9 protein-coding genes are annotated in these 14,313 nt (G+C 41.9%); 2 read left to right on the plus strand and 7 right to left on the minus strand.

Annotation, left to right across the window (positions count from 1 at the left end; genetic code table 11):
• From CXF81_RS10230 to gltB, 3 genes are all read right to left on the minus strand, one after another.
• Positions 1-1,120 (minus strand): hypothetical protein (locus CXF81_RS10230; RefSeq protein ID WP_157825547.1); only part of this gene is annotated, 1,120 nt, incomplete at its 3' end.
• Between the two features lie 437 nt (positions 1,121-1,557).
• Positions 1,558-2,973, minus strand: coding sequence for an FAD-dependent oxidoreductase (locus CXF81_RS10235; RefSeq protein ID WP_101181268.1), 1,416 nt, complete (start codon positions 2,971-2,973; stop codon positions 1,558-1,560).
• 15 nt (positions 2,974-2,988) lie between these two features.
• Positions 2,989-7,455: a glutamate synthase large subunit gene (gltB, locus tag CXF81_RS10240; protein ID WP_101181269.1), complete on the minus strand. Its 4,467-nt coding sequence runs from the start codon at positions 7,453-7,455 to the stop codon at positions 2,989-2,991.
• A 560-nt stretch (positions 7,456-8,015) separates the two neighbouring features.
• On the opposite strand from gltB, the gene arcB reads away from it, so the two are divergent.
• Together arcB and CXF81_RS10250 are read left to right on the plus strand one after the other, a co-directional pair.
• Entirely contained in the window at positions 8,016-10,367 is a 2,352-nt protein-coding gene (gene arcB, locus CXF81_RS10245) for an aerobic respiration two-component sensor histidine kinase ArcB (protein ID WP_101181270.1), read from the plus strand.
• A gap of 41 nt (positions 10,368-10,408) precedes the next feature.
• Positions 10,409-11,023, plus strand: coding sequence for a YigZ family protein (locus CXF81_RS10250; protein WP_101181271.1), 615 nt, complete (start codon positions 10,409-10,411; stop codon positions 11,021-11,023).
• Positions 11,024-11,084: 61 nt separating this feature from the next.
• On the opposite strand, the gene mgtE is transcribed toward CXF81_RS10250, so the two are convergent.
• The 4 genes from mgtE to ptsN all read right to left on the minus strand — a co-directional run bounded on the left by mgtE (position 11,085) and on the right by ptsN (position 14,311).
• On the minus strand, positions 11,085-12,443 hold the full coding sequence (gene mgtE / locus CXF81_RS10255) for a magnesium transporter (protein WP_101181272.1): 1,359 nt from the start codon (positions 12,441-12,443) through the stop codon (positions 11,085-11,087).
• A 197-nt stretch (positions 12,444-12,640) separates the two neighbouring features.
• A complete protein-coding gene (locus tag CXF81_RS10260) occupies positions 12,641-12,913 on the minus strand; it encodes an HPr family phosphocarrier protein (protein ID WP_101181273.1) in 273 nt (90 codons plus the stop codon).
• Entirely contained in the window at positions 12,910-13,803 is an 894-nt protein-coding gene (gene rapZ, locus CXF81_RS10265; RefSeq protein WP_101181274.1) for an RNase adapter RapZ, read from the minus strand. The genes CXF81_RS10260 and rapZ overlap by 4 nt, the downstream gene beginning before the upstream one ends.
• Before the next feature lie 64 nt (positions 13,804-13,867).
• On the minus strand, positions 13,868-14,311 hold the full coding sequence (ptsN, locus tag CXF81_RS10270) for a PTS IIA-like nitrogen regulatory protein PtsN (RefSeq protein ID WP_101181275.1): 444 nt from the start codon (positions 14,309-14,311) through the stop codon (positions 13,868-13,870).
• Positions 14,312-14,313 lie beyond the last annotated feature (2 nt).

Raw genomic sequence — 14,313 nt, forward strand, 5'->3', positions numbered from 1 at the left:
CCACCTCTGCAATTTCTGTTTCTACAGTCTCGATCTCTGCAATTTCCACCTCTGCAATTTCTGTTTCCACAATTTCTGTTTCCACAATGTCGGTTTCTGCAATTTCCACCTCTGTAATGTCGGTTTCTACAATGTCGGTTTCTGCAATTTCAGTTTCTACAATTTCCACCTCTGCAATGTCGGTTTCTGCAATTTCAGTTTCTGCAATTTCCACCTCTGCAATGTCGATTTCTACAATGTCGGTCGCTGCAATTTCAGTTTCTACAGCTTCAATCTCTGCAATTTCAAGCTCTTTGTTTAGTTCTTTTACAATTGGCGCAGGTAACGCTGGGATTGCATTTTCTGATGGTTCGGTAATGTTACTAGAAACCTGATCACTTAACTGACTAGATAAGTTAACGGTTTCTTCAATGGGTCTAAACTGGGACGTATCGGTGAGCAGTTCAGCTGATCCTCGATCTACATCTACTTCTGCTTCATTTGCCACTGCTTCAACTAACCCTACTTCATCCAATACAGCCTCATCCAATACAACCTCATCCAATACAGCCTCAACTAATACATCGTCTTCTGCAGCCAACACTTCAACAGCGACTTTAACCTCGGCAAATACCGTTTCTTGTGTATCAGAGTGAATTGGTTTTGCGCTTTGAATAATACTATTCACACCGTCATTAGTTGCTGTATTCAATTCTTCGACACTGACAATATCTGCCACCGCATAATCTCGAGGAGGTGGTGTTGGTTCGCTCAATGCTACTGGCGATGATAACTCGTCTTTGACTGCGTTAGTAATAGCTAAGCCGGCGAGCACAAGCTCAGCAATAGATTTTTGTGAATGGTCTATTGTCTCCGCAGGTGCCTGTCTAGCAACTAAATCGTTGATGCTATTTGATGGCTGCTTGCCTGTGTAGGCTGCTAATTGAATGTTAGCTTCCCTAGAATTTAAAAGGGCAGTCAGTGCTTGCTCGACTTGAGCTGGCGTTTTTGCTTTTGGCTTAACTTGATTGGCTGTCGCGGAAGCAGATAGAGTGGCGGATAAAGAAGCAATGACGACACATGCTACTAAGCTTGGTATTAGTTTAGCCAATGGTGTGTTCGGATAATTTGTTGCTTTCATTGAATTTTTCACTGTGTTGACCTGCCTTAAATGCTAACTTTCGCTAAATTGCTGTTTTGCGCTACCAATACAGACTGGCGGTAGTGATTTACATTGCATTCGCATTTTTGGGTAAGCTGTGTCGTAGCCAATTTTTAACTGACAATGCAATACAAACGAAAGTCTAGTTTTTCGCTTCAGACTATATGAGTTACATCGGCAGGATACTAGCTGTGCTGAAGGTTTGTAGTCTGCTAGATAATAGCTAGGTATGGTAAGTAATAACCTAATAGGGCATGTTGACGAACTTTAAGACGTTTCAATTCGATTTTTAAGTAACTTCTATGCTCTTTTAAATAAAGTTAAAAGACACAAAAAGACCAGTGTGCAGCCAAATAACTCCTTTTCTTTACTGCACACTCGCCTAATCACTTTGGCTTTTCTCTGTTTTAACGTAACTAAATTTCCATATAGTCGAGTATACCATCTGCCGCTCTGCGACCTTCATCTATTGCTGTCACGACAAGATCTGAACCTCGCACCATGTCACCACCTGAAAATATTTTAGGATTAGATGTTTGGAATGCAAAGCGACCTTTTGCGGGCGCTCTTACTCTGCCTCTTTCATCCAGCATAATGCCGTACTCACCAAACCAAGGGGCAGGACTCGGCTGAAAACCAAAAGCAATAATGACTGCATCAGCTTCCAAAATATGCTCTGAGCCAGGGATTTCGACTGGACGACGACGCCCTGCGGAATCTGGATCGCCCATTTCGGTTCTAACTACACGAACGCCAATAGCATTGCCTTTCTCATCCACTGCAATATCGAGCGGTTGCAGGTTGAATTGAAATTGCACACCTTCTTCCTTGGCATTTACCACCTCACGTCTTGAACCTGGCATGCTTTCTTCATCTCGACGATATGCACAAGTCACCGATTCAGCATTTTGGCGAATGGAGCTTCTAACGCAATCCATGGTGGTATCACCACCGCCAAGTACCACCACTTTTTTACCTTTCATATCAATAAAATCAGCGGCAGATTTTTCTATGCCCATTACGCGGTTAATATTAGCAATAAGAAAGGGCAGTGCTTCATAAACGCCAGGGGCGTTCTCATTATCAAATCCTCCTTTCATTGACTTATACGTACCCATTCCTAAGAAAACGGCATCGTAGCTGTCAATTAAATCTTGGAATTGAAGGTCCTTTCCAACCTCGGTGTTTAAAACGAATTCAATACCCATATCCAAAAATATTTGATGACGTAGTTTAATCACTTCTTTTTCCAGCTTGAAAGATGGAATACCAAAAGTGAGTAACCCACCTATCTCTTGATACTTATCAAATACAACAGGCTTAACCCCGTTTCGCACTAGAACATCTGCACAAGCCAGACCGGCGGGTCCTGCGCCAACAATAGCCACTTTTTTATCAGTCCAAACAACATCAGACATGTCAGGGCGCCACCCCATCTTAAATGCAGTGTCGGTAATATATTTTTCAATACTACCAATTGTTACCGCACCAAAATCGTCGTTTAGAGTACAAGCTCCCTCGCACAAGCGGTCTTGCGGACAAACACGACCGCAAACTTCAGGCAGACTGTTGGTTTTATGTGAAAGCTCTGCAGCTTCAATAATTTTGCCTTCATTGGCTAGCGCCAGCCACTGTGGTATGAAGTTATGAACTGGACATTTCCATTCGCAATAAGGATTGCCGCAGTCCAAGCAGCGGTCAGCCTGTCCTTCTGTTTGCGATTTAGATAAAGGTTGATAGATTTCACCAAAATCCTCTTTTCTAATCATAATCGGTTTTTTAGCCGGATCGATGCGTTCAACGTCTACAAATTGATATACATTTTTAGCCATAATATTTCTTCCTTACTATTGCGCTTGTACGCGTAGTTCTGCGGTGGAACGACTGATATGACCAAGCAAGTTTTTGACGTCGCTGGTTTTTGGCTTAATTAACCTAAAGTTTTTACTTTCTTCAGCATAATTAGTCAAAAGATGCAGTGAGTGCTCACTACCTGTTTCTTCATAATGACGATTGATAAGTCCACGTAAATGTTCAGATAAAATAACTTTATCATCAACGCTCATAATATCAACGAGGTCCTCATTTACCCTATTATCCATGTCATTAAACTCATCATACAAATAAGCAAAACCACCGGTCATACCGGCACCGAAGTTAATCCCGATGCCACCAAGACAAGCCACAATACCACCGGTCATATACTCGCAACCGTTGTCGCCCATGCCTTCTATAACCGCCACTGCACCTGAATTACGCACAGCAAAACGTTCACCAGCACGACCCGCAGCGTAAAGCTTTCCGCCGGTTGCGCCATATAAACAGGTATTGCCCATAATTGTGCTGTTGTGAGTGTCAAATGTCACATTACGCGGTGGGTGAATGACCAGCTTTCCGCCTGCCATGCCTTTACCTACGTAATCATTAGCATCACCGATTAAGCGCATGTTCAAGCCGCCTGCGTTCCAAACACCAAAGCTTTGGCCAACCGTGCCGGTCAATGTAAGTTGAATAGGACTATCTATCATACCTTGGTTACCATGTTTACTGGCAATGTAGCCCGATAAGGTTGCACCGATACTGCGGTCTGTATTCCGAACTTTGTAGGCTGCCTGTGCGCCTTTTAAACTTTCAACAGCATGTTTGTTTTCTTCTAAGATCCGTTTGTTTAATAAGCCTTTATCAATAGGCTCATTGGTCGCTCCAGCGCTAAACAAACGAGTGTGTTTGCCTGCTTCTGGTTTAACCAATAAGGGGGATAAATCAAGCCGTTGTTGTTTTGCAGTTTGTCCTTCCAATAAGGTCAATAACTCCGTTCTACCGACCAAATCTTCAAAGTTAATAACACCGATACTGGCCATAATTTCGCGTACTTCTTCGGCGAGAAACTTAAAGTAGTTCATGACCATTTCAGGTAAACCGATGAAGTAATTGTCACGCAAAAATCTGTCTTGGGTTGCAACACCTGTTGCACAATTATTCAAATGACAAATACGCAAGTATTTGCAGCCTAAAGCAACCATAGGGCCAGTGCCAAAGGCAAAGCTTTCAGCACCTAAAATCCCAGCTTTAACTACATCCAAGCCTGTTTTTAATCCACCGTCAGTTTGTAATCGAACTTTGTGGCGTAATCCGTTTTCAACCAGTGCTTGCTGTGTCTCGGCTAAACCCAATTCAAAAGGGCTGCCTGCATACTTAACTGATGTTAATGGGCTGGCTCCTGTGCCGCCATCATATCCAGAAATTGTAATTAAGTCGGCATAAGCTTTAGCCACACCGGTAGCAATGGTACCTACACCCGGTTCAGACACTAATTTTACTGAGATCAATGCTTTCGGGTTAACCTGTTTAAGGTCAAATATAAGCTGCGCTAAATCCTCAATTGAATAAATATCGTGATGCGGTGGCGGTGAAATTAGCGTCACGCCGGGCACTGAAAAGCGCAAATCAGCTATGTATTTATTAACTTTATCGCCCGGTAGCTGGCCACCTTCACCGGGTTTAGCACCTTGAGCTACTTTAATTTGAATAACGCTCGCATTCATTAGGTAATGTGGCGTTACGCCAAAGCGACCTGAAGCAACTTGTTTGATTTTACTGTTTTTCTCGGTATTAAAACGCGCTGGATCTTCGCCACCTTCGCCCGAATTTGACTGTCCGCCCAAACGATTCATTGCTATTGCCAGCGCTTCATGTGCCTCTGGGCTAAGTGAGCCCATTGACATGGCTGCAGTATCAAAGCGTGGATATAACTTTTCTGCAGGCTCAACTTGATCAATATGAATGGCTTCTTTAAAGCTCTTTATTTCCATTAGATCGCGTAAGTGCGAAGGAGCTCTGTCATTGACTAAACTGCTATACATTTTATAATCTGCATAGTTTCCGCTAACAACTGCTTTTTGTAGTGAAGTCACTACATCTGGATTATAAGCATGGTATTCGCCACCGTGTACATATTTTAACAAACCACCGTGGGAAATTGTTTTGCGTTTTAGCCAGGCAATTCTTGATAGATTTGTAAGGTCTTGCTCAAAATCAACAAATGAGGCACCTTGAATACGGCTTGGTACGCCTTTAAAGCAAAGTGCTACGACTTCACTATTAATGCCGACAGCTTCAAATAATTTAGAGCTTCTGTAACTTGCAATCGTGCTAATGCCCATTTTAGACATTATCTTATACAAGCCTTTATTAATTCCTTTACGGTAATTCAATAGAGCTTGCATAGAGCTAATATCTAATTCTTTCTTTTCGACCATTTGCTCTATAGTTTCATACGCTAAGAAAGGATAAATGGCGGTTGCGCCAAGCCCAATTAGTACCGCAAAATGATGCGGATCTCTTGTTGAACCGGTCTCTACAACGATATTCGCATCGCAACGCAGGGCTTTATCAATCAGTCTGCGCTGGACTGCGCCAACTGCCATGGCTGCAGGTATAGGTAGCGTGTCTGGACTAATATCTCGGTCTGTAAGCACCACAAAAACAGCACCACGTTCTCTAACCGCTTCTTCTACTTCATCACAAATGCGGGTAATTGCGGCGGCAAGACCTTCTTCAAGGCGATAGTTAAGTTGAATTTGTTCGTTGTGATAGTGCTTTGAATCGAGTTCGCGAAGCTGTTTTAAGTCTGTATACATAAGAATAGGAGATTCAAACAGAACTCGGTTTGCATAGCCGCTGGTTTCGTTAAATACGTTTTGTTCACGACCAATACAGGTAGCTAACGACATAACGTGGTTTTCACGCAATGAATCAATCGGTGGGTTGGTAACCTGAGCAAATTGTTGTCTAAAGTAATCATATAGAGTGCGACTATTGGACGACATAACTGCCATAGGCGTGTCGTCGCCCATTGAACCTACCGCTTCTTGGCCATCTTTTGCCAATACTTTGATTATTTGCTGCATTTCTTCGTAACTGTAGCCGTGCAGTTTATGGTAGGTCGCCATTTTGTTATCGTCAAAGGCGCGTATCCCAATTTTACTGTGGTCAGCACTCTCAACCGTAACAAGATGTTTAATATGACTGTCTAGCCATTCTTTGTATGGATGGCGTGATTGCAAGTCTTCATCAATTTCATTGGTACGCCAAATTTTACCTGTGTAGGTATCTACCGCTAGCATCTCACCGGGGCCTACACGGCCTTTTTCAATCACATCTTCTTGCTTATAATCCCAAATGCCAATTTCAGAAGCGAGCGTAATAAGGCCATCTTTTGTGATCACATATCTAGCTGGGCGTAATCCGTTTCTATCTAGGTTGCACGCGACATGGCGACCATTAGTTAACACGATACCCGCTGGGCCATCCCATGGTTCCATGTGCATTGAGTTAAATTCATAAAATGAACGTAATTCTTCACCCATGGTTTTGTTGTTTTGATAAGCCGGTGGCACTAGGAGACGCATTGCGCGGAATAGATCCATTCCGCCAGCCAAGAATAGTTCGAGCATGTTATCAAGCGAGCTTGAGTCAGAACCGTCGTTATTTACAAACGGTGCTGCTTGCATTAAATCCGGTATTAGTGGTGTCGCAAACTTACTTTCACGAGCCGCGGCCCAATCGCGGTTGGCCTTGATTGTGTTAATTTCACCGTTGTGTGCTAAGTATCTGAATGGTTGTGCAAGCGGCCATTTAGGCAATGTGTTGGTTGAAAACCGTTGGTGGAATACGCAAATACTTGATTGTAGGTTTTCGTCGGCAAGATCAAGATAAAATGCAGGCAAGTCCTTCGGCATGACTAAGCCTTTATATATAGTTACCAACGCAGACAAACAGGCAACATAAAAGTCAGGGTCATCTTCTAAACGCTTTTCTGCGCGGCGTCTTGCCATGTATAAACGACGCTCTAGATCATCTGTCCGCCATCCATTTGGGCAGTTAACAAAGACTTGTTCAATTTGTGGAACGCCGGTCAACGCTAAGTCGCCTAGGACAGTCTTATCAACAGGAACTACTCGCCAGCCTAAAATAGGCAGCATTTCTCGTTCCATTTCTTCATTAAGAATTTGGCGAGACTGCTCGGCTAATGTCGGGTTTTGACTCAAGAAAATCATACCCACGCCGTAGTCTTTGGTTAATTTCCAGCCTTTGTCTTGGGCAATCTTTTGATAAAAAGCGTCGGGTTTCTGCAATAAGAGTCCGCAACCATCTCCTGTTTTACCGTCGGCGGCTACGCCTCCACGGTGCTGCATGCGATCTAACCCTTCAATTGCAGTTTTAACTAACTGGTGACTCGCCTGACCTGTTGTATGTGCAATTAGTCCAAAACCACAATTATCTTTAGAATCATTTTGATGATACAAACTCATGTTTTCTCCTTCCACGGCATAACTGACCGAGGCACGTTGTCCTTGAACAAGCGTGATACTTGTTAAAAAAACGACACCGTCGCTGTATTTCATTTTATTGTTATTATTATTTGAGTTTTTTTGCTGTCGGTTTTGACCGAAATGTTGAGCCGTTTTGACATTCAGTTATTTAGAATGTTTATGCATTCAAAAGCGGGATTCATAAAATACCTATTCTTAACAAAGAAATCAATTATAAATACAAATAATATCAATATTTATTTCGTGAATGGCTCTTTACACCAAGTTTAATAAGGGTGATATGGACTTACTACATTTGACTCAAACCAAATGCTTACTTATTTGAAAAAATAAGATTAAATGTTGAGCTGTAAATTGTGGCATGAATGTTGATTTTTAAATTCGTTACAGTCGATTTTTTTGAATGAAAATGTAAAATTAACTACATAAGTATTAAACCAAATTGTATGAAATTGCTTGTCAATTTATTTCTTTATTGTCACTTATTTTACATTTTTGTTAGCATGCGTCCTATCTCATGTCTAAGACGAACTCTTTTTATGTATTTAATACCGCCAAACGATTCTTGGGCGATCAAATTTGCAAAGTTTGTTGACCGCTTTGGTACTCTAAAAATCAGTATTTTGTTTGTCATATTTACACTTTTATTCACATTGATTGGGTCCTATATAGTAAGGACTAGCTTAGGTAGTCAAATTGAAACGGTAGACTTCATTAGTCCTCTGGTACTGACCCTGTTGAGTGCTCCTTGGTTGTTATACTTTTTCAGTAAATTAATTAAACAGCTTGAGCATAGTCGAATTAATTTAGAAGAAGCCGTGAGTCAGTTAGAGCGTTTGCGCAAGCACGATGTCATTCTAAATCGTGAATTACAGAATAATATCCGTCAATTAAACCATGAAATAGAACAGCGTCGTAACGCGCAGTTAGAGCGCGAGCTTGTTTTTGAGGAGCTGGAGCGAGAAATAAAAGAGAAATCTGAACAAGAAATGCAAGCAAGAAGGCTATCGACGCTTACTCGTTCCATTATTGATGCGTCTCCTGACTTGATATATTACCGCAATGAAGAAGGGCGGTTTGCTGGTTGTAACCGAGTTGCCGAGGAAGTTACCGGTAAAACAGAAGCTGAACTACTAGGGCTCACGCCACATCAGGTTTACGATGAACAACTTGCTAGGCAAGTCGCCGCGAGTGACCATGAAGTACTAGAGACAAATGCTAGCTTGACCGAAGAGTTATGGCTGCAGTACGCAGACGGTCGCAGACGCTATTTTGAAATGCGTAAAGTGCCATTTTTTGATCAAGATGGACATCGCTTGGGTTTGTTAGCGTTTGGTCGTGATATGACCGATCGCAAACAAGCGGAAAGCGCAATAGCCCAAGCGAGCAAAGACAAAACTAAGTTCATTGCCACTATTAGCCATGAATTGCGCACACCATTAAATGGCATTGTTGGTTTGAGCCGCATGCTGCGGGACACGCAATTAACTAAAGAGCAATTCGATTGGGTAAGCACTATCTATGCTAGCTCTATTACTCTGGGTAATATTTTCAACGATATTGTTGACCTTGATAAGCTTGATAGGGATAAAGTTGAAATCGATTTAAAAACAGTCAACATGCGCGAGTTTACCAACGAAATTAGCAGTATTGTTAGCTTATTAGCACAAGAAAAAAATCTAAGATTTAAATCTGAAATTATAGAGCCAATTCCTATTGCCATAGAAGCTGATGGAACAAGGTTGCGTCAAGTACTATGGAATCTTTTGTTTAATGCGATTAAGTTCACTCAAAAAGGTGAGGTGAAGCTAACGGTAGAAGCGGTTGATCAAGGCGCAGGTAACGCAAAAGTTACCTTCAGAATCACGGATACTGGCGTCGGTATCCCTACGGGTGAGTTAGATAAAATATTTGCTATGTATTATCAAGTTGATCACCCCGATCACAAATCGGCTACTGGAACTGGTATTGGGCTTGCGATTTGTAAGCAGATGGTCGACAAGATGGGCGGTGAAATTCTTTTACACAGCGTAGTTGGCCAGGGTACGTGCTTTGAAATTGTGTTACCAGTGGCCATTAGTCAGAAACAAGCCAAATTAGTTGAATTACAAGTCAGCAACTTAAATATTTTGTTAGTTGAAGATATAGAATTAAATGTGTTAGTGGCTAAAGCGTTATTAGAAAAATTAGGACAACGAGTTGATGTTGCTATGACCGGCACCGCAGCAATTGAAATGGCCCGAAAAACCGAATATGACCTAATCTTACTTGATATCCAACTTCCCGATATGACCGGCTTTGACGTCGCAAAAGTGCTCCATGACGAAGAGTTAGTGTTACAAACTCCGATAGTAGCATTGACCGCAAACGTGATTAAAAAACGTGAAGAGTATCTGCAAAATGGCATGGACGATATCATTACTAAACCGATCAAAAAGAGTCGGGTGATAGACGTGTTTAACGAATTGTTTGGTGCACAACAAATGCACGACGAAAGATGCCTGACAAGTGAAGTCGTGAGTATTCCTAAAGTAGATAAAACACTAGATGTTGATATGTTGCAGATGCTGGTTGAGACTATTGGTGAAGACATGGTGCGCACTAGTTTAGGTATGTTCAAAGAAAAAATACCCGAGTATATGGAATTATTGAATGTCTCCCTTGCCGCAAATGAAAAGGCTGAAGTGTGTTCTCAAGCTCATAAAATTAAAGGCGCAGCCGGGTCTGTTGGCCTATTACGTGTGCTTCAAATAGCCAATAGAATTCAAGAAGGTGAGCACCCTGCTTGGTGGGAAAATGTTCATGATTGGGTTGCAGAGCTAGAAATGGCGATCGAAAAGGACGTTGATCACTTATTAGAGTGGGTAAATGAAAACAAGATAGACGACTAAACACGAGTTGATACTAATATAGATAGGCATCGAGAATAGAAATGACGACAAGTTACTCGATACCAGCCGGCACCAATAAAGTCGAGCTAGAAATAAAACGAAGCAAGTTTATTGCCTATGCGATTAACGTTAGTGATAGGCAACAAGCGGAAGCTTTTGTGACGCATTTAAAGAGCACTAACCCTCAAGCTAATCATGTTTGCTGGGCTTATATTGCAGGCTCTCCTGACACCACTGAGCGCTCAATGAGTGACGATGGTGAGCCTAGCGGCACAGCCGGAATGCCTATGTTAAAAGTACTTCAATATAGCGGGCTAGGTGATATAGCGGTTGCTGTTGTCAGATATTTTGGTGGCACAAAGCTAGGAACAGGAGGCTTACAACGGGCCTATACTGATGCTGTTGTTCAAGTATTAGAAAATTTACCACTATCGCTAAAAGTGAGTCGTATTAGATTCAAAATTGAATATGACTATCGCTTTCAAGGAGCAATCGCTCGACTATTGCAACGCTATGCTGTGCAGGATATTGAGGCTACTTATCATAGCAATGTTATGCACAATTTCGCGGTCGCTGTCAGTGATGCGCCGGCATTGCAAGACGAGTTGATTGATATCACGTCTGACAATATTGTTATTCTTGGACTGGATCAATAGACCTTCATGATTTATTGAATAGGCTGATTTTTCGAGTGACATTAGCAGCGAGTGCGATAAATTAAATTAAGAATAAGGTAGCGGTGCCCAAAAAGGCAAATATACCGACAACGTCTGTGATGGTAGTCAATATAACGCTGCCAGCGAGCGCGGGATCGATATTTAATCTCTTCATGATAATCGGCAAAGTCGCGCCAGCCAAACCTGCGGCAATCATGTTCATTAACATTGCAAAAGCGATCACGACACCCAGCATAAAGTCTTGTTTCCATAACGCAATAACTGAGGCGATAAGGGTAGCCCATATAATGCCATTTAAAAAACCAATTGCCAGTTCCTTTTTGACCAGCCAGACCGCATTACTTTGACTGACATGGCCTAAAGCCATACCACGAATAACTAGGGTAAGTGTCTGATTACCAGCGACACCGCCCATACTTGGTACGATTGTATTCAAAATTGCTAATACCGCCAGTTGGCTTAGTGTTGCTTCAAATAAATCGCTCACCGCGGCAGCCATTAAAGCGGTTACTAAATTAACGCCAAGCCAAATGGAGCGGCGCTTTGTACTTTGTCCAACAGGAGCAAAAGTATCTTCTTCGTCATCTAAGCCCGCCATACTCATCATGGAGTGTTCGGCATCCTCACGAATAATATCCACAACATCATCAATTGTGATACGACCAACGAGGGTTTTATTCGCATCTATGACTGGGGCTGAAAGCCAATCGTAACGTTCAAACATACCCGCAACTTCACTATCACTCATGTTGACGGGAATGGTTTTTGCGTCTTCATTCATGATTTCATTTACGCTGATATCAGGAGATGACGTAAGTAATTTGGTGACCGGCACTGTGCCGAGTAAATTATCATGACGATTAACAACATATAAGGTATCAGTGTTTTCAGGCAATTCACCTTTTAAGCGCAAATAGCGCAGTACCACGTCAATAGTGACATCTGGCCGCAAAGTAATGGTATCGGTGTTCATCATGAAACCGGCAGTATCTTCACCATAGGATAGGGCTTTTTCTGCGCGCAAACGATCCTGTGCGTCCATTGATTTTAAAATGCTTTGTAGGACTGTATCAGGAAGGGAGCTTAGGGTTTCAGCTAGGTCATCGGTATCCATGTCTTCGAGTGCATCAACGACACTCGAAGGTACCATTTTAGAAATAATGCCATTACGCACATCTTCCGATAATTCTTCCAGTACATCACCATGAAAGTCAGCATCAATAAGTTGCCAAAGTTCATTACGGGTCTTGCTTGGACTGGATTCTAATAAAAGAGCAACGTCACCCGGTTGAAGATCATGCAGTAACTTTCGAACCTGCACAAAAGTCCCGTCGCTAAGTGATTCGCTTATCGAAGATAATTGATTTTGTACATTTTTTAATTCAAAAGTTTCAGCCATAAGGCCCTATTATTGTCGACGCCATACCTGAATTGAAAACCGAAATGAAGATAAAGCGACTTGTGAGTTTATTTTTGGTTACGGCTGATAGTATAACATCAACTTTGCAACTATTAGGTAGTTTAGGTGCAATGTTAGAATAGATAAATCAACAGAAAAGCAGAATAGAGCATACTAGAGGTTAATACGCGCGGTAATTATTCATCTTCGTTAAACTTATTTACGATCAAGTTTTCAATAGCTTGCATCGCACTCTCTGCATCACTGCCATCGCAGCGCAAGAGAACTTGTTTACCCTGACTACTCTCAAGCATCATTAGCGCCAAGACGCTGTTAGCAAATGCTTCTTTATCACCTTGATGCATCGTTATGGTCGCATCAAATTGATTAGCTAAGGTCGCTAACTGAGTCGCTGCACGCGCATGTAAGCCCAACTTGTTAACAATGGTGAGTTGTTTTTCTAGTATCATGTTTTAGGCCTTTCTTGAGCATTAGGCTCAGTGTCTTCCAGCTTAACTAACTTCAATTCACGATGCCTAATTTGCACGTCGCCATGGCTTGCACGGAAGCTATTTGCAAGTGCCTCAGATACAAATACAGAACGATGTTGTCCGCCTGTGCAGCCAATAGCGACGGTGACATAGCTGCGGTTATTTCTTTCCAAGTGTGGTAACCAAGTTGATAGCAAGTTTTGGATTTGCCAAATAAACTTGGTGACAAGCGGTTGTGCTCCTAAAAATAATTGTACGGGTCCATCGAGTCCATTCAGCGGCTTTAAGTCGGGTTCCCAATGTGGGTTAGGTAAAAAACGAGCATCAAACACGTAATCTGCATCTCTTGGAATACCGTATTTAAAACCGAATGACTCAAAAACCATAACTAGGTTGGTACTTTTTTTACCTAACACCCGTTCTCGGATCAATTCAGAGAGTTCATGCAGTGACAGATTATCAGTATTGATATGTAAATCTGCCTTTTCTGATACCGGAACCAGTATTTCCCGTTCCGCTTCAATTGATTCGGCAAGTGATTTGTTTAGCTTAAATAAGGGATGAAGGCGTCTTGTTTCGCTATAGCGTTTGATTAACACATCATCGCTGGCATCTAGGTAAAGAATAGTAACGTCCCATATACTAGGTAAGAAATCGACTATTTCACTGAGTTCATTTGCCATCTTAGGCATGTTTCTTACGTCAATGCTAACCGCCACTTTTTCACTTTCGTCAGCAAGAGCATGAGTCAGTGTAGGCAGTAAGTTTACAGGTATGTTATCAACGCAATAATAACCTAGGTCTTCTAGAGCTCTTAAAGCAATTGATTTGCCCGAGCCAGAGCGACCACTGATAATCAAGAGTTTCACGTATACATGTCCTTTCGGGGTTGATAACAGTTGTTAAGCGCCAGACAAGGCAGCTGCAGTTTGCTTATGCTAGCGCTAAAATAATTTGGTCTTTGTTTGCTGCATTCCTAATTGCCTTCACAATATTTTTATCACTGAGTTTTTTCGCGATAGAAGAAAGTGTTTGAAGATGTTCTTGAGTTTGCTCACGGGGCACTAATAATGCAAAAAAGATATCGACAGGTTTGTCGTCTATTGCATCAAATTGGATAGGTTCTTCGCTCGTTACAATAATTGCAACTATGTCTTCGATACCTTCAATTCTGCCATGTGGAATGGCAATTCCATTACCGATACCGGTACTTCCCATTTTTTCGCGAGCCAGCATGCTTGAAAGGACATCATTTAAATCTAGTTGCGGATTTCCCTTCACTGCAATTTCGCTAATGACTTCAAAAATTCTTTTTTTGCTATGGCAGTCAACCGCACATTCAGTGCGGTCGAGCGAAATAATATCAGATATAATCATAA

Source organism: Glaciecola sp. 33A (assembly GCF_002836745.1).
In the GTDB taxonomy this organism is placed as follows: Bacteria; Pseudomonadota; Gammaproteobacteria; order Enterobacterales; family Alteromonadaceae; genus Glaciecola.

Bases quoted from the DNA above. Each gene is read 5' to 3' on its own strand.
- CXF81_RS10235 (WP_101181268.1), bottom strand. From the start codon at position 2,973: ATGGCTAAAAATGTATATCAATTTGTAGACGTTGAACGCATCGATCCG.
- gltB (WP_101181269.1), bottom strand. From the start codon at position 7,455: ATGAGTTTGTATCATCAAAATGATTCTAAAGATAATTGTGGTTTTGGA.
- arcB (WP_101181270.1), top strand. From the start codon at position 8,016: ATGTATTTAATACCGCCAAACGATTCTTGGGCGATCAAATTTGCAAAG.
- CXF81_RS10250 (WP_101181271.1), top strand. From the start codon at position 10,409: ATGACGACAAGTTACTCGATACCAGCCGGCACCAATAAAGTCGAGCTA.
- mgtE (WP_101181272.1), bottom strand. From the start codon at position 12,443: ATGGCTGAAACTTTTGAATTAAAAAATGTACAAAATCAATTATCTTCG.
- CXF81_RS10260 (WP_101181273.1), bottom strand. From the start codon at position 12,913: ATGATACTAGAAAAACAACTCACCATTGTTAACAAGTTGGGCTTACAT.
- ptsN (WP_101181275.1), bottom strand. From the start codon at position 14,311: ATGATTATATCTGATATTATTTCGCTCGACCGCACTGAATGTGCGGTT.